The organism is Novacetimonas hansenii (assembly GCF_014843995.1).
Classification (GTDB): Bacteria; Pseudomonadota; Alphaproteobacteria; order Acetobacterales; family Acetobacteraceae; genus Novacetimonas; species Novacetimonas hansenii.
The window spans coordinates 3142353-3166873 of record NZ_CP062147.1 but is presented as its reverse complement, the minus strand read 5'-3'; the positions used below and the strand labels follow the sequence as shown (position 1 = coordinate 3166873).

Here is a 24521-nt window from a genome sequence, read left to right as displayed (position 1 = left end):
CCATGATGCTTGCCCTGCTACGTCGGCTGGGACAGACGCTTTTCGTGCTGTTCGGGATTTCCGCGCTGGTGTTCGTGGTGTTCTTTGTAACGCCGGGGGCGGACCCCACAGCGCGCATCGCCGGGCGCAATGCCTCCCCCGCCGTGATGGAGAAGGTGCGCCGGGAATATGGTTTCGACCGGCCCCTGCCGGTGCAGTACGCAACGATGATGAAAAAGCTGTTCATCACGCGCGACCTTGCGTCCTATGTCGATCGCGGTGAACTTGTTGTGCCGGAAATCCTGCGCGCGGCCCCGGTCACGGCATCGCTTGTGTGTGGGGCGGCGCTGATCTGGGTTGTGGTATCGGTCGCGATGGGAACGCTGGCGGCGGCGATGAAGGATACATGGGTGGACCGGACCCTGATGATGGCCGGGCTGGTGGGGATTTCCATGCCGGTCTTCTGGCTGGGGCAGGTGACCAACCTTGTAACGCAAAGCCGTTATCACGACACATGGCTGTTTTCATGGGTGCCGGGACTGGGATACGTGCCGTTTGGCGAAAGCCCGCTGGGCTGGTTCCGTGCGCTGGTGATTCCATGGATCGTGCTGGCGGTGATGTTCATCGGGATCTACAGCCGTGTCCTGCGCTCTGACCTTGTGGCGCTGGCGGGGGAGGATTTCATACGCACCGCACGCGCCAAGGGGCTGTCGCCGGTGCGCATCCTGCTGTGGCATGGGCTGCGGACATCCATGATTACGTTCGTATCCTTGTTCGGGCTGGATTTTGCGCAGCTTGTTGGCGGTGGCGCGCTGTTGACGGAGGTTGTGTTTGGCCTGCCCGGTGTGGGGCACCTGACATATCAGGCGCTGAACAACCTCGACCTGCCGGTCATCATGGCAACCGTGATGTATTCCGCCGTCTTCGTGGTGATGGCGAATGCGGCGGTGGACCTGCTGTATGTGTTTCTTGACCCGAGGGTGCGTGATGGCCGCTGAGATATCCCGCCCCGTGCCATTGCTGGAGGTGCGCGACCTGTGTGTCAGCTTCCCTTCGGGCGGACGCATGATCCCGATTGTCGAGCATGTGTCCTTTACGCTGGGTGAGCGTGAGATCCTTGGGCTGGTGGGGGAATCCGGGTCGGGAAAATCCGTGACGGCCATGGCGATCATGGGGCTGATCGACAGTCCGGGCGTGCGTATCACCGGCTCCGCCCTGTTTCGCGGGCAGGAACTTGTGGGCCTGCCGCCTGCACGGATGCGGCGCCTGCGGGGCAAGCAGATCGCCATGATCTTTCAGGACCCGATGACGGCGTTTACCCCCGTCTATACCATTGGCTGGCAGATTGACGAGCAGATCCGCGCGCATGAACGCGTCACACGCCGGCAGGCGCGTGCGCGCACGGTGCAACTGCTGGGGGAAATGGGTGTGCCCGATCCTGCACGCACGGCCAACCGTTATCCGCACCAGTTGTCAGGGGGGCTGCGCCAGCGTGCGATGATCGCCATGGCGCTGTCATGCAATCCTGCCCTGCTGATCGCCGATGAACCGACCACGGCGCTGGATGTGACCGTGCAGGCGCAGATCCTCGAACTTGTCCGTTCGTTGCGTGCGACACATGGGTCTTCGGTCCTGATGATTACGCATGATATGGGCGTGGTGGCGGAAACCTGTGACAGTACGCTGGTGCTGTATTCAGGACGGGTGGCGGAAACCGGGCCGACGGACCTCTTGTTCGCGCATCCGGGCCATCCTTATACGGCGGCCCTTCTGGCCTCCATCCCGCCGTTGGACGGGCCACGGCCTGAACGCCTGCCGACCATCGCGGGCGCGCCGCCTGCGCCGTTGGACCGCCCGGCGGGCTGCGCCTTTGGCCCGCGTTGCGATTATGTACATGAAAGCTGCCGTTTTGTCCCGCCGCCCCTGATCCCGGTTGGCGCCGGGCAGGAAGCGGCCTGTGTCCTGCCGACCGAAAGCCGTCCCCTGTCGCCGCGGCATGTGGCCGCCCCCACCACGCAGGACGCCCCCGCATGAGCGCACGGTTGACCGCAATGACGCCAGATGATGCCCCCCCCCTGATGGAGGTGCGCGACCTGCGCAAGACCTATGCCCTGGCGCGTGGGCAGACGCTCAAGGCGGTGGACGGCATTTCCCTGTCGGTCATGCCGGGGGAGGTGCTGGGTCTGGTGGGGGAATCGGGATGTGGCAAGTCCACGCTGGGGCGGTGCCTGCTGCGGTTGATGGATGTGACGTCTGGGCAGATCCTGTTCGAAGGGCGCGATATCACCGCCCTTGGCGAACGCGCCCTGCGTCCGCTGCGGCCGCGCATGCAGATGGTGTTCCAGGATTCCTATGCCTCGCTCAACCCCCGGCGGCGCATTGGCGACCTGCTGGCGGAACCGTTGCGGGTGCATCCCGATGCGGGGGGGCGCAGGCGTTCGGCGGCCGAAATTGCCGCGCGCCTGCATGAACTGATGGAACTCGTCAGCCTGCCGCGTGCGGCACTCAACCGCTATGCCCACGAATTCTCCGGTGGTCAGCGCCAGCGCATCAACATTGCCCGCGCGCTGACACTGTCGCCACGTCTGGTTGTGGCCGATGAACCGGTTTCGGCACTGGATGTGTCGGTGCAGGCGCAGATCGTCAACCTGTTCATGGACCTGCAGGCACGTCTGGGGCTGACCTATGTTTTCGTCGCGCATGACCTTGCCGTGGTGCGCCAGATTTCTACGCGTGTCGCGGTGATGTACCTTGGCGCGGTGGTCGAACTTGGTGCGACGGACGATGTGCTGCACCATCCGGCGCATCCCTATTCCGCTGCGTTGACCGCCGCCGTGCCGCGCCCGGTGGTGGGGGGCATGCGCGCCGTCCCGCTTGGCGGTGATATTCCCAGCCCGATCGCACGCCCGGCGGCATGCCGGTTCCATACACGCTGCCCCCATGTGCAGGAACGCTGCCGGGTGGAGGAACCCGCCCTGCGCCCCATTGGCCCAGGACACGATGTTGCGTGTCATTTCCCGCTTTCACGCGGCTGACGCGCCGCGCTGCGTTCATCATGCCGTGGAAATGGGATTTGCGGATTTTGCACGAATATATGCTATTTTCGTCCCGTGCGGTCGGCATGAACCGGAAAGGACGGTATTGTGGAACTGAAATGGCTGGAAGATTTCGTATGCCTTTCACGTACCCTCAGCTTTTCGCGTGCGGCGCGTGAACGCAATGTCAGTCAGCCTGCCTTCTCCAAGCGTATCCGCCAACTCGAACAGTGGGCGGGTGCATCCCTTGTCAACAGGGTCAGCTACCCTGCGGAACTGACGGCGGAGGGCAGGCGGTTCCTGGAGGAAGCGACGGAGATCGTCTCCGCCTTCTACAGGGCGCAGCGCAGTGTCTGTCCATCATCACGGTGCGAGGTCGTGACCATCGCCGCGCTTCATACGCTGGCGCTGACGCTGATCCCGCATTATTTAGGCAGCCGTGAGAACATGCCGTCCATGGCGCGCCTGAAGGTGACGCCAGACCTTGGCGGGATCGAGGATAACCTTAACAGGCTGGTCACGGGTGGGGCGGATTTTTTCCTGACCTATGCCCATCCGCTTGTGCCGTTTCACCTTGACCCGGCGCTGTTTCCCTTCGTCTGTCTGGGGACGGAGCGTGTATTGCCTGTATGTGCGCCGGAACTGAAGGCACGGGTCAGCCACGCCATGGCCAATGCGGAAGCCGTCGATTACCTGAGCTATGGCGATGAATCATTTTTTGGTGTTGCCCTGTCAAAGCTTTTTGCAAAACATGATGCCTTTCGGCGGCGGGTCGTCTGCGAAGACACGCTGTCGGTCGGGTTGATGTCCATGGCGCGGGCGGGATGGGGGGTGGCGTGGCTGCCTGAAAGGTTGATCCGCGATGAACTCGATATGGGGCTTTTGGTATCCGTTACCGATGATCCCGCGCTGGTGTTGACGGTGGAGACACGCCTTTATCGCCATGCCAATGCGCAACGCCCGGTCTGTGACCAGGTGTGGGACGTGTTCACCTCACGCGCGAACAGGTTTGCCCCGGCCCATGGGTGATGGGGTATGTGTCGGGTTTCGTGTCATGATTTTAAAAAATGTTTGAAATATATACAATGTTTAGAAAAATATTGATAACCATGAATGGTTTCAGGATATAACGCGGGCCGGGAAAAGTCGGCGCAGTCCCTGCCGGTCAATCAGGTCCTCAAGCCATATGGCATGTTCCAGCAAGGCCTGGTCATTGCCGCGCTGTGCGCTTAACAGCACGCCGACAGGGCGGCCTTCGCGATCTTCCGCGCACGGGATGCTGATGGAGGGATGGCCGCTGATATTCGTCAAGGTGCAGTTGCGTGATGCCAGCATGGGATGTTCAGGTGTCATCGCCACAGGGGGCAGGGCGGTCACCTGGGCCGTGGGTTCAAGCAGCAGGTCGCACGTTGACAGCACGTGATCCATTTCCACGCTGATGGCGGCCTGTTCGCGGCGCGCATCCTCGATCTCACTTAAGGAAACAGAACTTTTGCGCAGCAGGCGTTCGCGCAGTGTGGGGGAAAGTGCGTCAGGATTTTTGTGTGCGGCAGCGCCCCAGACCTGCCATGTTTCGGCAAAAAGCGCGATGGTGACAGGTAATGTCCGGACATGTAGCGTCGTGGTGCAGTCCATGATGGTGACGTTTTCGTCACGCAGTGCAGACAGAAGTTGGCCCATGACGTGGAGGATGCCGACGTCACAGTTTTCAAATCCTTCCCACCGGATACCGATACGCCGCGTGCGTGGTGCGGGCGCGCTCGGGCTGGCGTCGTGTTCGATGGCGTGGAACAGGTGCCGTGCGTCGCGTGCGCTGCGTGTCAGCAGCCCGACATGGTCAAGGCTGGGCACGAGGGGCATGATGCCGGTCATGTCCCAGCGTTTTGCAGTGGGCTTGAACCCTGTGATGCCACAGCAATGCGCCGGGAAACGGATGGAACAGGCGGTATCCGTGCCCAGTGCCGCCATGGTGAGGCCCCTGCTCACGGCGGCGGCGGACCCGCTGCTTGACCCCCCTGGGTCCAGGCGGGTGTCGAGTGGATTGCGGGTGCGTGGTCCCACCGCATTTTCGCCCGTCGTGCCCCATGCCAGTTCACACATGCTGGTCACGGCAGGAAACAGCGCCCCTGCCGCGCGCAGACGGGTGATGATCCACGCATCACGCGTCGCAATGCGCCCGGCGAACAGCCGGCTGCCACCCTGTATGGGGGTGTCGGCGATATCTATATTGTCCTTTACCGCGATATTCAGGCCATGAAGCGTCTGGCCCGCACGCTGCCGTTCAGGCAGGCGGCTGAGGGCCTGAGCTTCCTGAATGACCGCTGTTTGGCGGAGATGGCGCACGGCGTGGATATCCGCGTCGCGCGCCGTCATCCGTGCAAGTGCCGCACGGATATCCCCCTTGTGGGGGTCGGCTGTCATGCCGCCATATGTCATGGACGTGGATGGGCCGCCAGCACATCCGACAGGGCCGGGAACACCATGCCGTTGCGTCCCGCAACAGGGGTTGCGGCACACAGGGCGTTGAGCACAGCTTCCTGTGTGGCTTCGGCCACCGCGCGGAACAGGATGTCGATGTGCCCTTCGTTCAGCATGGGGCGGGTGATGGTACCTTCGGTTTCGTGCAGGTGAAAACGCACACTGGGACAGAAACCAACCGCGATATCGCCGCTGCCGTTGCCCCAGAAGGAGCCCAGTCGCCCGATACCTATACCCGCGCGGCGTATGACCCGGCGTAATTGCCGGTAATCCAGCGGCAGGTCGGTTGCGACAACCATGATGACGGACCCACGTTCGCGTTCATCGTGCAGGGTGGGCGCAGCCGGTGGTGCGATGCGGCGTCCATCCGGCAGGGTCAGGTCGCCCGGCATGCCGAAATTGGCAAGTACCAGCACGCCCAGAATGCCCTGGTGCGTTCCGGCCGCGACATGGCGCGAGGACGTGCCGATCCCGCCCTTGAACCCGAATGCCGTCATGCCGGTACCCGCCCCGACCCCACCTTGCGCGACCGTGCCGCCCTGCGCGTCGCGTATTGCCTGCAGGGCGTCGTCTGGTGTTACGGCCAGTGCCTGTATATCGTTGATGCGCCCGTCATTACATTCAAATACCAACGGGTTGACCGTTGACAGGCTGCGGCCGATTTCGGGATTGCGTCCGATGGCGTCACGGATCAGCGCCTCGGCCCCCGCACTGACGGAGAAGGTATTGGTCAGCAGGATCGGCGTTTCAATCTGGCCAAGTTCCTCGACCTGCATCATGCCGACGCTTTTGCCAAACCCGTTAAAGACATGCACCGCGCCAAGCGGACGGTCGCGGAACAGGTCGCCGTCATGGGGCAGGATACATGTGACGCCCGTCTGAATGGGGCCATTGCGGATCGTGCGGTGTCCGACGCGTACGCCGGGAACATCCGTTATGGCGTTATGCGGACCGGGTGGCAGGATACCGCACCCCAGACGAAAGCGCCGCGCCGGGCTGTCGTATGTCGCAGGGCTGTCGTATGTCATCGTGTGGCCGGCGCGGAAAGGGAACGCATGAAGTCAAGGTAGGCGTCCTGCAGGCGTTTCGTAACCTCGCCGGTCTGCCCATCCCCCACGGCATGGCCGTCGATGCTGGTGACGGGGATGATCATGTAGGTCGCGCTGGTGACGAAGACCTCTGGCGCGCGCAACAGTTCATCGCGTGTGATGATGCGTTCTTCCACCTTCATTCCGGCATCCTGCGCCAGCGTGATGATACGCGCGCGCGTGCAACCGGCCAGCAGATGGTGCGAAAGGGGGCGTGTGATCAGCGTACCCGATGCTTCCACGATGAACACGTTGGAGGACGAGCCTTCGGTAATGCCCAGTTCGTCAAAGAACAGGGTATCGTCCACGCCGTTGGCAAGCGCGCTGCGCTTGGCCATGACCTGTGGCAGCAGCATTGTGGTCTTGATATCACGGTGCAGCCAGCGGATATCGGGTTGCAACTGCACCGTGATGCCGCGTGACAGGGACGGTGCGGACAGGAAATCCTGTGCCTGCGCCAGGATCATGACGGTCGGTCGCCCCTGCGGCACGGCCGTAAAGGAACGCGGGGTCGCACCGGGCGTCACCTGAAGGTAGGCAAACCCGTTCGTGATGCCATTGGCATGCGCAAGGTCATGCATGATCTGCGGTAGCTGCGCGCGTTCGGGGGGCGGCGTCATGCCGCATGCGCCAAGGGACCTGTCCAGTCGCGCAAGGTGGCTGTCCATGTCCACGAACTGCCCGTTAATGATGATGCAGACTTCGTAAATGCCCTCGCCAAACAGGAAAGCCCGGTCAAAAGGGGAAATCCGGGCTGATTCCGCAGGCTGGATTTCCCCGTTCAGATAGATCAGTGATCCCATGTCATGCTCCGGCCTAGGGCGAAAATTGATGCCGGAATATCATGAACCTGAAAGGGGAAGTCGTCGAATTGATATTTTCTTCTATCCTATTCTCAAAAGTTACTGCTTCGCCGGTCTTTATATCAAGGCAACATCAGAAAATTTCATGTTTTCCGTACATTTGTTTTCAGGACGTATTTCAATGTCGCCGCATGGACCATGCCACGATACAGGCCGCGACAATCAGCCCGGCGACAGAGAATGTCGCACACCACAGCACCACCCCCACCACCACGCCTGCCGCCAGCGCCACACCAAGGGCCAGGGCAGGTGCCACCCCACGCACAAGGCCCATGACGATGCGATATCGTGCCGACAGGTCAGGCAGGCGATAGCGTGCAGGCTGCAACGCGGCATGGCATGCCAGACACCCGACCCATAGCATGACAAGAAGGGGGATCATCCCACCGGCTCCCTATACAATCGTACCAAAGGGTACAGTGCAATCAGGCCGAACAGGGCCGCCATGCCATCAATGCCCGCATGAAGGACAGGTGACGCCCGTAATGCCGCCATCGTGCATGTGGCATCCAGCACGGGCAGTCCACACCCCAGCACCGCAACCATGACAAGCTGTTCACGCCATCCCCGCATGGGACGTGCGATGCCTGACCACAGCGTGCCATGCATCGCGCAGGCTGCCCATGTAAAAAAGAATACGGTGATTTCCGCCCCCTCCCGTCCCGGCAGGCCCGTCGGCAGCATGCGGTTGGCCCACAGAAAGGACAGGATACCCACCGGCAGGCCAACGATTGTGGCGATGGTCAATCCTTCCGCCACCCGGAATTCCGCCCGATGCCCCGAATGGCGTCGTCGTTTCATGAGGAACAGGACCAGGCCGCTTGCAATGCCTGCTGTCGCGCCAAGGCCGGACATGAAATACAGCCAGCGTAGCGATGGCGGGGCGAAACGGGCGTAATGCAGACCATGTATCAGGTGCATGGTCATGGCGATGGGGCGGCGTGCCACTGTCGTGCCCAGCAGGCGTCCGTCAGGCAGGCTGAAATCGACGTGGTCACGTGTCAGGAATGGGCCGGAGGCATCGCTTGCGGAAATGCTCAGCCGGTCGGGCAGAAACAGGATGAAGCCACAATCCCGGCCGCCCAGGCGTGCGCGTGCCGTATCCAGCAACGGGCGCATATGTGTCATTACAGGCCGAAGGGGGGCAGGTTGTGCCGGGGGGGCTGTGGCCCGCGCGCGCGGTGCCGTCATGACGTGCAGGTGCGCGGGTAATATCGTGTCGGCATGCACAAGGATGCCGGTATAGGCCATCATGACGGTAAATGGCATGAACAGCACACCGGCGAGCAGGTGCGCATCCAGCCATGCCCGGATACGTGATCCCGACAGGCGCAGCATGACGATATCGGGCATCAGGGCGCGCAGGTGGATGATGAGGCCAGCCCCCACCGCAACCAGCAGTCCCAGCGCAAGGATATTGACAATACCCACCCCCACCGTTCCCCCGCCGCGCAGGCTGTAATGGAAATTATAGAAGAATTTCCCCCCCGTCGTGGCGCGCGTCGCAATCAGGGCGCCCGTGTGGGGATCAAGCGTGTCGCCCACGAATTCATGTCCGTCATAATGCAGGATTTCGAGTGCGGGCGCCCGTGCGGAAGGCAGGTTCAGGAATGCAAAGACGCCACGCGCCTGTTGTTCGCGCACACGTGCCGCCGCCGCGTCAAGTGCTGTATCGGTGGGGGACGTGCCGGTAGGGATACGGATTTCTGGCTGCATCCATCGTGTTATTTCCGTATCGAAAACCGCAAGCGTGCCGGTGGCGCAGATACATGTCAGTACCAGCCCGCATATGAACCCCACCCAGGCATGCAGCCATCCCATCCGTGTGCGCAGGGTTTCGCGCATCGGGGTTTCGCGCATCACGCCAACACCACAAGGCACAATACCGCCACACAGCCTGTGGCACAGACCATGGTAAATCCGCGATACCTTGTCCGCATGCCGAAACAGGCCAGCACCATGGCCGGCAGGCCCGCGACGGCAATGATTTCGCCCAGGGCTGTGGCATCTGCGGGCAGGGATGGATGCCACAGCCCGGCATCCGTCACCACAAGGCGTGCAACCACATAGGACAGCACGCAGGACAGAAGAATGTTGCGGAACCTGTCGGCCCGGAGGCTGGATTGCAGTTTTGCCTTGTCGTGCTTCACGGTGGTCCCATGTTTACATGATATGAAATAAATGCGACGCATTCGCATGTGATCTTCATGCCACAAAATGCTGCCTTTTGCGAAAACCGTGTCATAACAGCCGTGTTGATGTTGCGACTTACTATCACTTGCGTATATCAGGCCTCCTACGCAAATGCTTTTATCCGAGGCCCCGATGATGTTATGTGCCCGCCTGCTCCCTGACTGCCGGAACAATGTCGCAAGGCTGGCGGCCATGATCTTTATTGGTGGCCTTGTGCCCTGCGTGCCTGCATTCGCGGCCGGTGATGACAATTCCGACACCGCGAAATCCGACGCCGCGCAAAAAGACGAAAAAATCATCGTGACGGCCAAGCGGCGTAATGAAATGGAAGTGACAACCGGTGGGAACCTTGGCGCGCTTGGGAACAAGCGGGGCTTGGATGTGCCGTTCAATGTGCGCAGCTATAACGCCAGCATGATCCTGAACCAGCAGTCACAGACACTTGGTCAGGTGCTGGAGAATGACCCGTCGGTCCGTACGACCTATGGCTATGGCAATTTTTCCGAAATGTTTGTCATCCGTGGCTTTCCGGTCAATGGTGACGATGTGGCGATTGATGGCCTGTACGGCATCACCCCCCGGCAGCTTGTCTCGCCACAGCTTTATGACCAGGTGCAGGTGCTTAACGGGGCCAGTGCCTTTCTTAATGGTGCGGCGCCCAGTGGGTCGGCCATTGGCGGCAATATCAACCTTGAGTTCAAGCACGCGACGCAAACCCCCATTACGCGGGTGACGGGGGATTATACCAGCAATGCCCTGGGCGGTGGCAGCGTGGATTTCGGGCGGCGTTTCGGGCGTGACAAGGCGTTTGGCTTTCGCCTGAATGTGGCGGGACAGGATGGAGAGGATTCCATCGACCATGAACGCCGTCATTCCGCCGCCGTGGGGGGCGATTTCGACTGGCATGATGATAAGACGCGCATTTCGCTGGATATGAATTTCCAGAATCAGGGGGTGAATGGCGGTCGTCCGGCCATCTTCCTTGGGGCCGGGGTGACGGCGGTGCCACGGGCGGTGGCGCCATCGCATAATTTCGGGCAGCGCTGGGCCTATAACGACCTCAACTATATTTTCGGCAAGTTGAATGTCGAACATGATTTTTCGAAACATATCACGGTCTATGGCGCATTCGGCGGCCTTGGTGGGAATGAGAAGGGGGATTACGCCAATCCCACCGTGACCGATGCCGCCACGGGGGCAGCCACGATCGGCAGCATGTATGTGCCCTATGTCCAGACCAACAAAAGCCTGCGTGCCGGGGTGCGCGCGCATTTCAGTACCGGGCCCGTGCGGCATGAGATCAATGCCGGTGGGTCGTCGCTGTGGGAAGAGGCCGATACCGCCTATTCCATGGCGCTGACCTCTGTTGCAACGAATATTTATCGCACCCCTGCGGTCACGCCGCTTGCCAATACTTTCAGCGGGGGTGATGTCAACAACCCGCAGGCCATCAGCCGCACGCGGCTTTACAGCCTCTTTTTCTCTGACACGATGTCATTCTTTCATGATCGCGTCGCCCTGACGGGGGGATTTCGTTACCAGAACATGTTTATCGACGGATATGGTTATGCCGCGTCGGGGCGTGGGGCTGTGACATCGCATTATGACGAGGGGGCGATTACCCCGGTTGTGGGTCTTGTCATCCATCCCACACGCCAGACGGCGCTGTATTTCAACCGGATCGAGGGCCTGTCACAGGGGGCGACCGCGCCGTCGGACACGTTGAATCAGGGTCAGGTCTTTGCGCCTTATAAATCAACGCAGTATGAGGTGGGCGCAAAATATGAAACCCGCCGTTTCAGCGCCTCGCTTGCGGTGTACCAGATTTCGCAGCCCAATGCGTATTCAAAATCCGTCGGTACCAGCAGCCAGTCGATCTATGTCGAAGATGGGTTGCAGCGTAATCGTGGTATCGAACTCAGCATCAATGGGCAGATCCTGCCGGGCCTGCGTTTCAACGGGGGGGGCACGGTGATTGATGCGGACCTGCGTCGCACGGCTGGGGGGCTGCAGGACGGTCATACCGCGATTGGCATTCCTAATTATACCATCAACGGAAATCTGGAATATGACCTGCCGTTCCTGAAGGGGGCGACGGTCGTGGGGCGTGTCGTCAATACCGGCAAGCAGATGGTCAATACATCCAATACGCTGCATCTGCCGGTCTGGACACGTTTTGACCTTGCAGGGCGGTACACGTTCGTCGCCGACCATAAACCGCTGACACTGCGTTTTGGTGTCGATAACCTTGCCAATACCCGGTACTGGTCTTCATCTTTCAATGGCTATCTGCTCGAAGGATTGCCGCGCACGTTCAAGTTCTCCTTTACCGCAGACCTGTAAGGGGTCATGGGATGTGTGTTTCAATTATTTCGAAAATATTTGAAAATATATAGATTTTAAAAAATTCATCGGTCGGAAATCTGCGTGATGTACGCAGGGTGCCGGGGCGGTGGGACACTGTCCCGGGCTGCCATGCGCGTCTGGCATCATCGGGCCGGGTTGCGATACGCCATGACCGCTTTGTGCGGCATGGCGTTTTTTTTTGAAAATGGCAGAATAAAACGAAGCCTCCTGAATTTTTGACTTTTATGGCGGTGTGCAGGCCGCATCGGGAGGCATGTTGCGACTTATTTCAGAATGATGACGGTTTTGCATTGCGAATCAGAATCACTTCTAGTAGTGGAAGTTTAATTAATAATTATTCGCACAACAAAGATGGCCCCCATGATCCCTCCCAGACGTTTGAGACCATTTTCTGCGGCAACCGCGACATTGGCGCTTGCATGTTCTTCGGCCGCGCATGGCGCCACGGCCGGCACGACGGCCAGTACGACGGCCCGTACGTCCGCCACGGTCATGACAGGGACATCATCCGTCCCGTCGTCAACCGCGTCGGGGGGCACGGCGGCAACCACGGCCACCAAATCGACCAAGACGGCCGACGGCAGCGCATCGACCGCGGCACAGCCGGATGCGGACGGGGTTTTTTCCGACCATCGTTACGACAATACGACGGTGACGGCATCCCCCATGAATGCGTTGCGCCAGTCGGTTGGCCTTAGCCGTATGCCGCATGACGCGATGCATACGCCGCAGAACATCAATGTCGTGCCGCAGATCCTGATGCAGCAGCAGAACGTCAAGTCGCTTGACGAGGCATTGAAGAACGTCCCCGGCATCACGGCATCAGTGGGCGAGGGCGAAGGCGGCATGGCGGGGGACCAGTTCCTGATCCGCGGGTTCCAGTCGCAGAATGACATCTATGAAAATGGTCTGCGTGATTTCGGGGTCTATACGCGCGACAGTTTTGATTACGACCATGTCTCCGTTATCAAGGGGCCGTCGTCGGAAGTATTCGGTAACGGCACGACGGGGGGGGCGATCAACATCGTCACCAAGGCCCCGCACCTTGGCAATGCCTATCAGGCCAATTTCTCGGGCGGAAGCGGGTCGTACTATCGCGGAACGCTTGATATCAATCAGCAGTTGACCAACAGCATCGCCTTCCGCCTGACGGGCATGGGGAATGAAAACAATGTTGTCGGGCGCGACTATATTTATTCCCACCGCTGGGGCATTGCACCTTCGATTGCCTTTGGCCTGGGCAAGAAAGTGTCGTTCATCCTTGAATATTTCCATCAGAACGACAACCGCATTCCTGATTATGGCGTGCCTGTCGTCTATAAACCCGGACAGGCCATCGGTCGTCCGGTAACAGAATATGGTGTGCGGCGTACCAACTGGTATGGCACGACCTATGATCAGGACAACACCAGCGATGACATGATCACGGGACGCCTGACGGCGCGGGTCAGCCCGATCCTGACGCTTTATAACGACATGCGCGGCGGGATCTTTCATCGCTATTTCTCCGCCTCTCAGGAAGCCTGTTCCAGCATGGCGGCCGGAACCGCCGCCTATACCAACAATGTGATAAACGGAAGCGTGCCTTCTGCGACATGTAACCGGGATTTCTTTTCCGCAAATCCGTCAAGTGCGCAGGTCGCGCGTAATGGTGGTGTCGGTGGTCCCGAACCCTATCGCCAGAGCGACTGGTCAATACAGGATGTCTTTTCCGGGGTGGCGCGTTTCAAGACAGGCCGTATCCGCCATGAGGTCATCGGCGGGTTTGATATCGAATATGTCACCGATCATCGACAGAACTATGCCTATGGCAGCAACCGTACCAGCACCAGCCTGCTGAACCCGTCGATGTATGTGCCCGGCCTTGTGCTTGGGGATTGTAACCAGTATCCGAACCGCCTTGTGAATATCAGCGGTGTGGGCAAGAAATGTTACAAGGATAGTGATGCGCTTGATGTCGGCTTCTTCCTGTCCGATCAGGTGTGGCTGACGGATTACCTGTCGGTCAAGGCGGGCTTCCGCTGGGACAACTGGAACAGTCATTACAGTGCGACGGGCGGGAATACCGCGAAATATCCCGATGTCCATTATGGGCAGGACGAGACGACCATCAACCCCAGCGTTAGCGTCATGTATACACCGCGCAGCAACCTGATGGTGTATTTCAACTGGTCGCAGTCCACGACACCGTTGAGCATGTATGTCACCAACAGTTCCGAACCGATGACCGCCAAAAGCCAGAGCGCTGCGCCCGAACGCAGTTCCCTGTATGAAATCGGGGCGAAATACAGTGCCTTTCATGACCGGATCGGCATGACGGCGGCGCTGTTCCGTCTGGACAAGAGCAATTCGATCCAGACAGACCCCAACACCGGCGATATCAGCGCAACCAGCGATCAGGAACGCAACCAGGGGCTGGAGCTTAGCATTTCTGGGACGTTGCTGCCGAACTGGATGTTCTATGGCACGTATGCGCTGTATGATCCGACAATCACCAAGGCCGGTTCTGCGACATCCAAGCAGGGGGGACAGATCCAGTATGTCCCGCATAATCAGGCAACGGCATGGACATCTTATGAAATTGCCCCGCACAAGCCATGGAACATGACGGTTGGTGGCGGCCTGACATGGCGGCAGGGTGTATGGCTGGATCAGGCCAATACGGCGCGTGCGCCGGCAACGGTGGAATTCGACGCCATGGTGTCGCATCGTTTCAATAACCACTGGCGCATGGCGATGAATGCCTACAACCTTGATAACCGCCTGAATTACGGCAGCCTGTTTTCCAACCGCGTCACGCCTTCCATCGGCCGGTCCTTCCTGTTCAATGTCTCGGCCCAGTATTGAGGTGGCTTGAAAAGCCCATATTCATGACAGGCGTTTTCGGGTGCCGCCTTTTTTCATAAAGGCGGCATTCTTCAAAGTTTTTTGGAAAACATTCGCCAAAAAACTTCTTCATGACTGTCATCGGATTGTGTAAGCCTCTTTTTGTCATGCGGCGTGGGGCGATCGGCCAGTGGGGCAGGGCGTGCGCGGATGCGGGGATAAGGTCAAATGCTGTTACATGTGCCCGGACTGCTTGATGCCGGGGAACTTGCCCACTGTCAGGCGACGCTGCGTGCGGCGCAATGGACGGACGGACGCGAAACCGCCGGGCAACAATCCGCCAAGAGCAAGAACAACCGACAGTTACCGCAGGATTCCCCCGCCTGTCGTGAACTTGGCGATATCGTGCTGCGTGCGCTTGGTCGTAACGCAACATTCAACAGCGCGGTGTTGCCGTATCGCGTCAGCCCCCCGCTGTTTAACCGTTATGACGTGGGGATGTCCTTTGGTGCGCATGTCGATAATGCCATCCGGGGGATTTATGCGGGTGGCATTCACACGCGCATCCGCACGGATGTTTCAACCACCCTGTTTCTGTCCGATCCCGACGATTATGATGGCGGGGAACTGATCATGTCCGATCCGGGGGGCGAACAGGCAATAAAACTGCCCGCAGGGGATCTGGTGCTGTATTCCACGACCGTCCTGCACCGTGTGACCCCGGTTACGCGTGGGTCGCGCCTGGCGGCATTTTTCTGGTCGCAGTCGATGGTGGCTGATGAAACGCGTCGGCGCATCCTGTTCGACCTGGATGTGCAGACCATCACCTTGCGTGAACGTCTTGGCGATCATGACCCCGCCGTTCTGGGGTTGACGAACATCTATCACAACCTGATGCGGCAGTGGTGCATCCTGTAAGAGACTGTTTGAAAAGTCAGGCTCGATAACATACTGAAATCATGAGAGTTTTTGGTGAAACTTTTTCCAAAAAGCTTCAGAAGACGCCGCCTTTTTCGATCAAAAGGCGGCATCCAAAAACTTTTCCTTTTTTATCAATGAGTTGTTTTCAAACCCTCTCTAAGGGGTTCCCAGACGGTTTTTACGTATCTGTTCAGGCTGGATTGACAACAGTTTCTGGTGAAGCTGCTTTCCAGAAAAGCTTTGAAAGATGTCCCCTTGCTAAAAAGGTGACACCTGAAATCTTATGAAAATGCTGTTTTCAAACGACCTGCCATGCCGGGGCAGCGATCAGTCGAGGGCCGGGCGGCCACGTCCCTGCTTGACCTGACCGCGCCGTGACTTGTCATCCATCCTGCGGCGACGCTGTGTGCGGGACGGGCGGGTGGCGATGCGGCGCGTGGGGACATGGGCTGCCTGGCGCAGCAGGTCGCACAGGCGTTCGATCGCGTCCTCGCGGTTACGGGTCTGGCTGCGGAATTTCTGTGCGGTCAGGATGATGGTCCCGTCGCGTGTCATACGGCTACCCGCCAGCAGGCGCAGGCGGGCGCGTATGCGCGATGTCAACGCGGCACACCGCGCCATGTCAAAGCGGAGTTGTGCTGCGGTTGCGACTTTGTTGACATTCTGCCCCCCCGGCCCGGACGCATGGATATAGGTGACGACAATATCGTCGTCAGAGATAACAAGATCGGGAAGGACATGGTACGCCATGCCTGTGTATAGCATATTCCCGCCATTGTGGGGGGAGGTGTTCGCTTTGTGGATACCTTCCCCGCATGGTGGGCATTGCCCGCGGACGTGGATACGACCACCATGTACCCAACCAAAAAACATGGCGGGAGGAACACATGACCGAGGTTACGGATCGCGAGAGCGAACAGTTGCAGCAGCTTCTGGCGCAGGCGGCCGATCAGGCGGCACAGAAGAAAGTGATGCCGGTGGTCAAGATGATCGCGGCGCAGCAGCTTGTCATCATGGACCTGATGCAGTTGTTGGTGGACAGTGGCACAGTGCATGCCGAAGACATCGTCGCGCGCATGCGTCACCTGATGGAACATGCCGATACCCGCGACATGGCCGCGCGCGCCCTGTTCGATCAGGTGCGTTCGCGATTTGCAACCCAGTAGCCCCTTCTTTGTATGCAAAGGTTGTGACGAATGGATGATCATCCCCCCGCCCTGCGTGCCGAGATCGCAGCCCTGAAGACCGAGCTGCTCCGCCTTAGGGAGGCGCTGGCAAATGCGCAGAAAACCATCGAGGCGCAGAGCGCGCAGTTGCGTCATGAACAGGCGCAGAAGAAACGCATGCGCTAATCCCCCTTTCATTTCCCCTATCACGACAGGACCCCATGTCTGACGAAAAAGCAAAAGACGCCAGCGGCAATGTTGTCGTCTATCCCACGGTAAGCTGCGGCGCGGAGGCCGTGCAGGGAACCGTGGTCATCCTTGACCTGTTCATGGCTACATCCCCCGAACACCTGAAATCGGGGGACCGTCGTGTGGTCACGGCCCTGCATCCCGAACAGGCCCTGCATCTGGCACAGCAGTTGCAGGCTGCGGCGGAGACCGTCTTGAAGGCGCGTAAGGACCGTGCGGCATCCTGAACGCGCCGGACGCTGAAAACATCAGGCAGGCATGTCCTGCCATCCTTGTCCCTGACGGCTGTTTGGGAATGCCTTGTGGCAGGAACAATAAAAACCCTGTTGGATAATTTGCAAAAAATCCTCGTGTTTCATCATTTTTTTGAAAAAATGATGATGGTGACTTTTAGAGGCTGTTTGAAAGGTAAGTCCGATAAGATCGTGAAATCATAAAAGTTTTTGGTGAAGCTTTTTCAAAAAGCTTCAGAAGACGCCGCCTTTATCGATCAAAAGGCGGCACCCAAAAACTTTTCCTGTTTTTTATCAACGGCCTGTTTTCAAACAGTCCCTGAGTGTCCGGGGGATTGCGGACCATCCGGGTGTCGTGATCCGTCCCGGAAGGCCCGCAATCCCCCGAACCGCAGGTTAAGTGCGACCTCGCGCCCCGACAGGGTTGGCACAGGAAGGGTATGCGACAGCGATTGCCGCAACCGCGCCTGGGAAACCAGATGCACGATCCCCACAGGGGCATGGGGGTAGAACAGGTTGACCAGCATGCCGCGATCCTCGTCCAGCAGCCATGGCCCGATATAGTTGTGGGCGTTATCGAGGAAGGTCACACGAGCGTTGTCGATATAGACCGCCAGCGCGATGCTGAGCTGGTCTTGCGTGAACAGCGCGCCGCCCTGGCGGATGATGGTCTCTTGCCATTTCCGCAGCATGGGCCAGATGGCCGCATCACGGTGCAGGCACATCACCCCTGAATTCAGCAGGGGCTTTGCGCCGATCCGACGCCGGATGGCAAAGGGCAGGCGGGCCTTGCGCGCGTTTTTATAAAGGAACGAACGTACCTGCATCCAGCCCGGACATATCCACCGGATTGCGAACATGTCCGCGATCTTGGCCCCGATTTCAGGAACGATGGCCAGCGCCCCGTCACGTGCGGCGTCGAACATGTGTTCGATGGCGGTCATGTCCTGCACCCAAGCATCCGCGTCGACCCACAGGATCAGGTCGAATTGTGGCAGCACACGGTCCAGCCACAGCTTGGACAGGTTGATGGCCAGGGTCGGGCGCTGTCGTATCTGCCGTGCGGACGCGCAGGGTGGGACATAGGGGGGTCGGATCAGTACCCCAAGGTCCGAAAGGGTTTCCACCTGCCGGGACGACAATCCGGCGTCAAGGACACATAATGCCGCATCTGTCCGGCCATTGATCGACTGGATCAGTTCCATGACCAATGGGAAATAACCGCTGTCACAGCCTGTGACGATAACCTTGCGCAACCGGGCCTCCTGCCTTGGCCACCTGCCGCCGGTCGTGGCGGCATGGACCGGCGTAGCATACAGCCATAGCAACAGGGTGGGAAACGGATCGGGGGCGTGGCGCTGGCCCATAGGGGGGAACGCCGCTATGGTCTGGGTCGTGTACTGACCATATACAGGAACCGCGTCATGACCGTTCATACGGGGACATCGCTTCCCCCTGGCGAAGACGAGATCGTCGCCACCGTTGCCGCCATTACCGAAGGGGAAGGCGATCCGATCGCAAACGCCGCGAATATCGCGGCGATCCTGTTTGAGGGATTGGTGGATATCAATTGGGCCGGTTTTTATTTCCTGCGTGACGGACAGCTTGTGCTGGGGCCATTCCAGGGGCGCGTGGCCTGCACCCGCATTGCGATTGGCAAGGGGGTGTGCGGCACGGCAGCCCAGCAGCGTGCGACGGTCGTAGTGCCTGATGTCCATGCATTCGCGGGGCATATCGCATGCGATGCGGCATCACGTTCGGAAATCGTGGTGCCGATCCTTGATGGGGATCGGCTACTGGGCGTTATTGATATCGACAGCCCATCTCTGGCACGTTTCACGCAGGCGCATGCCGCGCTGATCGAACAGGTTGCCGCATTATATGTGCGGGCATGTCGTGGACATGCCTGAAATGATGCGGGGATAAAAGGTCTTTCGGTGCCGTCGTTTTTCTGGAAATGAACTGTCCTTAGGGCAGGCGGCCAAGATGTCGTGCCAGCAGGTCATAAAAACCGTCTGCATCGACCTGTCGCATGAACATGGCATTGACTGGACGTTTCGTGGTGCCCCACCAGTCCACAACCGACATGCCCCGCGTCAGCACATCATGCAGTGCGATTGTCACATTGACCTTCCGACCGGCAAACAGGTCGGGGGCAATCAGGCAGGCGAGTGTGCATGGATCATGCAGGGGCGCGCCCGTCCAGCCATATTTGGCGATGTCAAACTGTCCCGCCCTGTCCAGCATTGCCACGGCGGCCGCAGCGCAGCGACCCGGCAGGGCGCGCAGGCGCGCCAGGCGTTCGGGCGTGCTCAGGCATTGGTGCGTGACATCCAGTGGCAGAAGGGTCAATGCGGTGCCCGCGCGCAGGACGATGTCAGCGGCCTCGGGGTCGGCATAAAAATTGAACTCGGCCGTGGGGGTGATATTGCCACCTTCGGACCATGCGCCCCCCATGGCAATCACCCGGTGGAGGCATTGTGCGATATCAGGCGCCTTGAGCAATGCCACCGCAAGGTTCGTCATCGGCCCCAGCATGACAAGGCTGAGGCTGTCGGGCGGGGCCGTACGTATGGCATCAATCAGGTAATCAACACCGTGCTGCGTCTGGACAGGCATGGTGGGCGGCGGCAGGTCTGGCCCGTCCATGCCCGTGACGCCGTGTATATGACGGGCATTGACGCCGGTATGGCCCATGGGGCGGGCACACCCGGCGTAAACCGGGATATCCGTGCGTCCCGCCAGTTCAAGGATGCGACAGGCGTTCTGCGCGGTCTGTTCCACCGTGACATTGCCCGCAACGCTGACAAGGGCCTGTACTTCAATCTTTTCGGATGCCAGTGCCAGCATAATCGCCAGCGCGTCATCCACGCCGGGATCGGTATCTATGATGATCCTGTGTGTGGTCATGTCGCCGCGTGTCCCGTGCCGTGCCATAAAGAGCGGCACGGTAGGGCATTACCATGCCCCAGCGCCAGTGGTTGCGTGTCCAGACCCGGGTGTCACGAGGGAGGGCGGTTGTCCATGTTTCGGCCCCCATGATCCTGCCACCGGAGCGGTACCGCCCGGGCCGTGCCACTGGAAACGTGCCATTGGGATCGTATCACTGGGATCGTGCCGTCAGGTGCATAGCATCGGGCATGGACCGTCTGGAGGGTACTGCCTGATGGGGCAGGGCGATGGCTCATGTGGTCTGCCAAGAATAATCGTTGTTACAATTCGTAGAACAGATGCCGTATTCTGGCATGTGGTATTCTGTATAACCATATCTGTAAGGCGCATGACTTGACGCTGATTACATCATTTTAATATTTTTAGGACATAGTCAGAAAATGATGAAGAAAATGCTTCTCGCTGCTGCCGTCATGACCGGACTGACCGGAACGGTTGGGCATGCGGCGCTGGCGCACGATGCCCCACCTCCTCCGCCGCCGGGTGAAGGTTGCGATGCGCATGGTCCCCATCATGGACATATCCTTTCCCTGCACGGAATCACCCTGACATCGGCCCAGCATAAGAAGCTGGCGGCCCTGATGCATGGCGACCACCCTGATTTCCGCGCGGACATGCAACAAGAACGCGCCCTGCACGGGCAATTGCGCACTCTGTTGTCCACGCCAGGCACCGTGGATCAGGCCAGCCTGACCTCTGTGGAGCAGCAGCTTGATGTCCTGCACCAGAAGCGTGAGGCGCAGCGTCTGCAGTTCGAGGTCAAGGTCCACGATATCCTGACGCCGGAACAACTGGCGCAGATCAAGGAGCGTCAGGACAAGATCGATGCCCTGCAAGACCAGCTCCATGCCCTGATGGCCCCCCCGCCGCCGCCGCAGAAATAATCCCTGTCCCTTGATCCCTGAAGGGTGAGGCGTGTCCTTGCCTGACCCATGATGATGGCGTCGGTTGTCCTGCAACCGGCGCCATTTTTGTTTGGGCCGCGCCAGACGTAACGCGCATGCCCCGTGAGGCATGGGAAAACATGGTTGTTCCTGCATGTCGCCATGTCGCGCAGGGAGCGTGGCGCCAAACTATTGTGAAAAGGACACCCGGTTTGGAATTGCGCCAGCACCTTTGGGCAGGGTGAGGGCTGCGGAGCTGAAGGCACATTGCGCAGGAGCCTTTTCCTCAGGCTCTTTCACCGATATTATTTGTTTTTCATAACATATTATCGAACGTGATATATAAAGGATAACATGTTTAAAATGATGGCAATCATGAGCAGGCCAGGGGATGCGACGCAGGATATGGCAGGCGATGTGGTGGGGGGGGGATGTGACCGTACAGGCGTGATGGCCCGGCGCATCGTCCCGGCGGGCGTCCAGCATGTGGTTCATTGATGTCAGGGGGCAGGCCGCAAGCAGTTGGCCGGGGAACGGCCCATCTTTCAGGCATCAGCCTTTTTCAAAGAGGTGACGGCCTCTGAGGCTTTCCGGCGAAATGCCGCGCCAAGATGTATAATTTCAGTCAGCTATGGCGTGTCCCGCAGGCAGGTGCCCCGGACACGCCCGTCAGGCGATTATTTCGTGGTATAGCCACCATTGACGAGGATGGTCTGCCCGGTCATCCACCATCCTTCCGACACAAGGAAGCGGACATGCGGGGTGATGTCCTCGATATCCGTCAGGCCGGTCTTGCTGAAGGGCGACAGGGCGGCGGCGGTTTTATGATAAGCCACGGCCTGTTCTGATTCCTGCCCATAAAAGAATGGCGTATCCATGGGGCCAGGGCCGATTGCGTTAACCGAAATACCGCGCGCGCCATATTCCTTGGAGGCCGCGCGGGTGAAATGTTCCACCGCTGCCTTTGACCCGGCATAGGTGGAATAAAACGGCGTATACGCCCCAAGCAGTGATGTCACGAGTGTCAGCAGCTTGCCATGGTCATTCAGGTGCAGGCCCGCTTCCTTGATGAAGAAGAAGGCCGCCTTGGTATTGACGGCGAACATTTCATCATATTCGTCCTCGCTCGTCTCGGCGATGGGCTTCTTCAGGACCTTGCCCACTGTGTTGATGGCGATGTCGGGACGACCAATGGCTGCAATGGTGTCGGAAAACAGCTTTGCTGTCGCTGCGGCGGTACTCAGGTCCGCCTGGAATGCCACTGCCTGAACGCCTGCGGCCTGCAGGTCCGCGATCGTGCTGTCGGCTTCGCTTTTGCTTGCGGCACTGTTGTAATGGATGGCGATGGCGCGCGCGCCATGGGCGGCAAGGTCACGGGCAATCAGGCCGCCCAGATTTTTTGCCCCGCCTGCGATCAGGACGGTTTTCCCCTTGATGCTGTGATCGACCATTGTTGCGATGTCCCCTCATTGCGATGTGCTTCCCCGAACGGGAAGGTGTGGAATGAGCGTATCATTTGCGATATCGAGATAAAGTTGCCTTTCCTGACAACATATGTCGTAAATCACGAACAGTCTGTCGCGATGGTGGCAGGTAGGGGGCGCATGGACCGGATCGACCTGTTTCGCGTTTTCGCCCGCGTGGTGGAGAGCGCAAGCTTTACCCGTGCGGCCGAGACACTGAATCTGCCACGTTCCAGTGTATCCACTGCCATACAGGAACTGGAAGGACGGCTTGGCGCGCGGCTTTTGGCGCGCACGACCCGATCTGTTACACCCACGGCGGACGGTATGGCATTTTATGACCATTGCCTGCGCCTGATCGCAGATGTGGAGGAGGCGGAAAACCTGTTCCGCCATGACGGGGCCAGCCCGCGTGGCCTGCTGCGGGTCAACCTGCCGGGCCGGATCGGGCGGTTGCTGGTGGCGCCGCGCCTGCCTGAATTCCTTGGGCGGTATCCGGGGGTTGATATCGAACTTGGTGTGACTGACCGGGCCGTCAACCTTGTGGAGGACGGGATCGACTGTGTCCTGCGCGTCGGCCCGCTGCATGATTCCGGTCTGATTGCACGCCGGATGGGGGACCTTGATCTGGTCAATGTCGCCTCTCCTGCCTATCTGGCCCAACATGGGATACCGCAGGTTCCTGCTGACCTCGTCCATCATCTGGCCGTGCGTTATGCCTCCCCCTCCACCGGGCGGATCGAGGCATGGGAATGGGAGGAAGGTGGTGCGACCCACAGCCTGCCCATGTCCGGTCGTGTCACGGTTAACAGTGCGGAGGCCTCCATCGCCTGCTGCCTTGCCGGATTGGGCCTGATCCAGGTTCCGGGCTATGACGTGGCCGCCCTTGTAAAGTCGGGGGCGTTGGTGGAGGTGCTGCCCCAATGGCGCGCGGCCCCGTTGCCCATGGCGCTGCTTTATCCGCACCGCAAGCATCTGTCGCGCCGGATACAGCTTTTTGCCGACTGGCTGGAAGAGGTTCTGCATATCCCCGGACAGCCATTGGCCCATCCTGCGCCGCGCACGTCTTTGCCAGCCGATGTCATGCCGGATGCCATAACCGTGTCAGCGCGCCCGCGCGCCCCTGCACCGGGTCCGTTGGCGGGAAAGGCAGGCGCCCCATCACCGTGATGGCGGCGCGCGTGATGGGGCCACGTTGCAGGTCGAAATCCTGGTCGGGGGGATAGGCCCCCACGACAAGGAAATCGTTACTCGACCCTTCGTTCCTGTGTCCCGTGCCTGCGGGCAGGACGACGACGTCACCCGCGCGCACCGTCACAAGCCGTCCTCCCGGCCCGCCAAGGCGCAGTTGCGCGGAACCCGCGATAATCCCGAGCACCTCATGCGCGGTGCTGTGGTAATGGTGGAAGTCATAGACGCCCCATCGCCAGCGTGGTGGCCATCCATTGGCGGTAAACAGTGCCTCCATCCCGGCCGCCGGGTCGCCGCCGCGGATGGGCAGGGCGTTATGGTAATGCAGCACCGGCAGGTGCGCATTGTTGGGAACCCACCCATCGGGTGACAGCATGAAGGCATCCGGTGCATTGCGCATGGCGGCGGCCCCGCGCGCCGTGCGGACATGCTTGCCACACATCACCAGCCCAAGCATGCCAAGGATGGTCTGGAACTGTCGGCGTCCGGTCTGTGTCCTGTGCTGGCTCATGATCGGGGTCCTGCTCTGCCGTGCCCATCCATCTATATATCAGGACGTATGAGGGGCAGGCGGGTTGCAACCATATTTACCCCTACCCTCGGCATTGCCGGGCTGTTCATCGCACTCAGCGG

At 59.7% G+C, this 24521-nt stretch carries 27 protein-coding genes; 16 read left to right on the top strand and 11 right to left on the bottom strand.

Annotation, left to right across the window (positions count from 1 at the left end; genetic code table 11):
• Nucleotides 1-2 precede the first annotated feature (2 nt).
• From IFJ82_RS13790 to IFJ82_RS13775, 4 genes are all read left to right on the top strand, one after another.
• The gene (locus IFJ82_RS13790; protein WP_003617775.1) at nucleotides 3-977 is read left to right on the top strand and encodes an ABC transporter permease; all 975 of its coding nucleotides are present in this window, start codon (nucleotides 3-5) and stop codon (nucleotides 975-977) included.
• Complete coding sequence (locus tag IFJ82_RS13785) at nucleotides 967-2013, top strand: ABC transporter ATP-binding protein (RefSeq protein ID WP_192264955.1); 1047 nt, start codon at nucleotides 967-969, stop codon at nucleotides 2011-2013. Before IFJ82_RS13790 ends, IFJ82_RS13785 begins: the two co-directional genes overlap by 11 nt.
• 44 nt (nucleotides 2014-2057) lie before the next feature.
• Nucleotides 2058-3014 carry an ABC transporter ATP-binding protein gene (locus tag IFJ82_RS13780; RefSeq protein ID WP_192266570.1) on the top strand — a complete coding sequence of 319 codons (957 nt, stop codon included), beginning with the start codon at nucleotides 2058-2060 and terminating at the stop codon, nucleotides 3012-3014.
• A 108-nt stretch (nucleotides 3015-3122) separates the two neighbouring features.
• Nucleotides 3123-4043, top strand: a complete 921-nt coding sequence (locus tag IFJ82_RS13775; protein WP_192264953.1) for a LysR family transcriptional regulator — start codon at nucleotides 3123-3125, stop codon at nucleotides 4041-4043.
• A gap of 90 nt (nucleotides 4044-4133) precedes the next feature.
• Here the strand turns inward: IFJ82_RS13775 and IFJ82_RS13770 are convergent, their stop codons facing one another.
• From IFJ82_RS13770 to IFJ82_RS13745, 6 genes are all read right to left on the bottom strand, one after another.
• Complete coding sequence (locus tag IFJ82_RS13770) at nucleotides 4134-5435, bottom strand: amidase (RefSeq protein WP_192264951.1); 1302 nt, start codon at nucleotides 5433-5435, stop codon at nucleotides 4134-4136.
• An 11-nt stretch (nucleotides 5436-5446) separates the two neighbouring features.
• The gene (locus IFJ82_RS13765; RefSeq protein ID WP_062808573.1) at nucleotides 5447-6520 is read right to left on the bottom strand and encodes a DmpA family aminopeptidase; all 1074 of its coding nucleotides are present in this window, start codon (nucleotides 6518-6520) and stop codon (nucleotides 5447-5449) included.
• Complete coding sequence (locus IFJ82_RS13760) at nucleotides 6517-7383, bottom strand: aminotransferase class IV (RefSeq protein WP_192264949.1); 867 nt, start codon at nucleotides 7381-7383, stop codon at nucleotides 6517-6519. Before IFJ82_RS13760 ends, IFJ82_RS13765 begins: the two co-directional genes overlap by 4 nt.
• A gap of 178 nt (nucleotides 7384-7561) precedes the next feature.
• Nucleotides 7562-7825 carry a hypothetical protein gene (locus tag IFJ82_RS13755; RefSeq protein WP_003617783.1) on the bottom strand — a complete coding sequence of 88 codons (264 nt, stop codon included), beginning with the start codon at nucleotides 7823-7825 and terminating at the stop codon, nucleotides 7562-7564.
• Nucleotides 7822-9303 (bottom strand): PepSY-associated TM helix domain-containing protein, encoded by a 1482-nt coding sequence (locus IFJ82_RS13750; protein WP_225578676.1) that lies wholly within the window; start codon nucleotides 9301-9303, stop codon nucleotides 7822-7824. Before IFJ82_RS13750 ends, IFJ82_RS13755 begins: the two co-directional genes overlap by 4 nt.
• Nucleotides 9303-9593 carry a hypothetical protein gene (locus IFJ82_RS13745; RefSeq protein ID WP_139312496.1) on the bottom strand — a complete coding sequence of 97 codons (291 nt, stop codon included), beginning with the start codon at nucleotides 9591-9593 and terminating at the stop codon, nucleotides 9303-9305. The genes IFJ82_RS13750 and IFJ82_RS13745 overlap by 1 nt, the downstream gene beginning before the upstream one ends.
• A gap of 154 nt (nucleotides 9594-9747) precedes the next feature.
• Here IFJ82_RS13745 and IFJ82_RS13740 point away from each other — a divergent pair, with 154 nt between their 5' ends.
• From IFJ82_RS13740 to IFJ82_RS13725, 4 genes are all read left to right on the top strand, one after another.
• On the top strand, nucleotides 9748-11979 hold the full coding sequence (locus IFJ82_RS13740) for a TonB-dependent receptor (protein ID WP_192264947.1): 2232 nt from the start codon (nucleotides 9748-9750) through the stop codon (nucleotides 11977-11979).
• A 516-nt stretch (nucleotides 11980-12495) separates the two neighbouring features.
• The gene (locus IFJ82_RS13735) at nucleotides 12496-14850 is read left to right on the top strand and encodes a TonB-dependent receptor (RefSeq protein ID WP_408887692.1); all 2355 of its coding nucleotides are present in this window, start codon (nucleotides 12496-12498) and stop codon (nucleotides 14848-14850) included.
• Nucleotides 14851-15057: 207 nt separating this feature from the next.
• Nucleotides 15058-15747, top strand: a complete 690-nt coding sequence (locus IFJ82_RS13730) for a Fe2+-dependent dioxygenase (RefSeq protein ID WP_003617791.1) — start codon at nucleotides 15058-15060, stop codon at nucleotides 15745-15747.
• Nucleotides 15748-15788: 41 nt separating this feature from the next.
• Nucleotides 15789-16037, top strand: coding sequence for a hypothetical protein (locus IFJ82_RS13725; protein WP_155116138.1), 249 nt, complete (start codon nucleotides 15789-15791; stop codon nucleotides 16035-16037).
• 40 nt (nucleotides 16038-16077) lie between these two features.
• Here IFJ82_RS13725 and arfB read toward each other — a convergent pair whose 3' ends face one another.
• The gene (gene arfB / locus IFJ82_RS13720) at nucleotides 16078-16500 is read right to left on the bottom strand and encodes an alternative ribosome rescue aminoacyl-tRNA hydrolase ArfB (protein WP_192264943.1); all 423 of its coding nucleotides are present in this window, start codon (nucleotides 16498-16500) and stop codon (nucleotides 16078-16080) included.
• Nucleotides 16501-16637: 137 nt separating this feature from the next.
• On the opposite strand from arfB, the gene IFJ82_RS13715 reads away from it, so the two are divergent.
• From IFJ82_RS13715 to IFJ82_RS13705, 3 genes are read left to right on the top strand one after another with little or no spacing between them, the layout of a single operon-like run.
• Entirely contained in the window at nucleotides 16638-16916 is a 279-nt protein-coding gene (locus IFJ82_RS13715; protein ID WP_040511442.1) for a hypothetical protein, read from the top strand.
• Between the two features lie 30 nt (nucleotides 16917-16946).
• Nucleotides 16947-17102: a hypothetical protein gene (locus IFJ82_RS13710; RefSeq protein ID WP_003617794.1), complete on the top strand. Its 156-nt coding sequence runs from the start codon at nucleotides 16947-16949 to the stop codon at nucleotides 17100-17102.
• A gap of 35 nt (nucleotides 17103-17137) precedes the next feature.
• Nucleotides 17138-17392, top strand: coding sequence for a hypothetical protein (locus tag IFJ82_RS13705; protein WP_003617795.1), 255 nt, complete (start codon nucleotides 17138-17140; stop codon nucleotides 17390-17392).
• 314 nt (nucleotides 17393-17706) lie between these two features.
• Here the strand turns inward: IFJ82_RS13705 and IFJ82_RS13700 are convergent, their stop codons facing one another.
• Nucleotides 17707-18834, bottom strand: coding sequence for a glycosyl transferase (locus IFJ82_RS13700; RefSeq protein WP_338042224.1), 1128 nt, complete (start codon nucleotides 18832-18834; stop codon nucleotides 17707-17709).
• Between IFJ82_RS13700 and IFJ82_RS13695 the strand changes: the two genes are divergently transcribed.
• Nucleotides 18823-19308, top strand: coding sequence for a GAF domain-containing protein (locus IFJ82_RS13695; protein ID WP_075624505.1), 486 nt, complete (start codon nucleotides 18823-18825; stop codon nucleotides 19306-19308). The genes IFJ82_RS13700 and IFJ82_RS13695 overlap by 12 nt on opposite strands.
• 58 nt (nucleotides 19309-19366) lie before the next feature.
• Here the strand turns inward: IFJ82_RS13695 and IFJ82_RS13690 are convergent, their stop codons facing one another.
• Nucleotides 19367-20308 (bottom strand): nucleoside hydrolase, encoded by a 942-nt coding sequence (locus tag IFJ82_RS13690; protein WP_192264941.1) that lies wholly within the window; start codon nucleotides 20306-20308, stop codon nucleotides 19367-19369.
• 53 nt (nucleotides 20309-20361) lie between these two features.
• Between IFJ82_RS13690 and IFJ82_RS13685 the strand changes: the two genes are divergently transcribed.
• The 3 genes from IFJ82_RS13685 to IFJ82_RS15930 all read left to right on the top strand — a co-directional run bounded on the left by IFJ82_RS13685 (nucleotide 20362) and on the right by IFJ82_RS15930 (nucleotide 21732).
• Complete coding sequence (locus IFJ82_RS13685; RefSeq protein ID WP_143455935.1) at nucleotides 20362-20565, top strand: hypothetical protein; 204 nt, start codon at nucleotides 20362-20364, stop codon at nucleotides 20563-20565.
• Between the two features lie 165 nt (nucleotides 20566-20730).
• Entirely contained in the window at nucleotides 20731-21234 is a 504-nt protein-coding gene (locus IFJ82_RS13680; RefSeq protein WP_192264940.1) for a Spy/CpxP family protein refolding chaperone, read from the top strand.
• A gap of 375 nt (nucleotides 21235-21609) precedes the next feature.
• Nucleotides 21610-21732, top strand: coding sequence for a hypothetical protein (locus IFJ82_RS15930; RefSeq protein ID WP_264986115.1), 123 nt, complete (start codon nucleotides 21610-21612; stop codon nucleotides 21730-21732).
• A gap of 179 nt (nucleotides 21733-21911) precedes the next feature.
• Here IFJ82_RS15930 and IFJ82_RS13675 read toward each other — a convergent pair whose 3' ends face one another.
• Nucleotides 21912-22685: an SDR family oxidoreductase gene (locus tag IFJ82_RS13675; protein WP_003617801.1), complete on the bottom strand. Its 774-nt coding sequence runs from the start codon at nucleotides 22683-22685 to the stop codon at nucleotides 21912-21914.
• 153 nt (nucleotides 22686-22838) lie between these two features.
• Between IFJ82_RS13675 and IFJ82_RS13670 the strand changes: the two genes are divergently transcribed.
• Nucleotides 22839-23867 carry a LysR family transcriptional regulator gene (locus IFJ82_RS13670; protein ID WP_192264938.1) on the top strand — a complete coding sequence of 343 codons (1029 nt, stop codon included), beginning with the start codon at nucleotides 22839-22841 and terminating at the stop codon, nucleotides 23865-23867.
• On the opposite strand, the gene IFJ82_RS13665 is transcribed toward IFJ82_RS13670, so the two are convergent.
• The gene (locus IFJ82_RS13665) at nucleotides 23779-24399 is read right to left on the bottom strand and encodes a cupin domain-containing protein (protein WP_064478806.1); all 621 of its coding nucleotides are present in this window, start codon (nucleotides 24397-24399) and stop codon (nucleotides 23779-23781) included. The two genes, IFJ82_RS13670 and IFJ82_RS13665, sit on opposite strands and share 89 nt — an antisense overlap.
• Nucleotides 24400-24521: the final 122 nt, after the last annotated feature.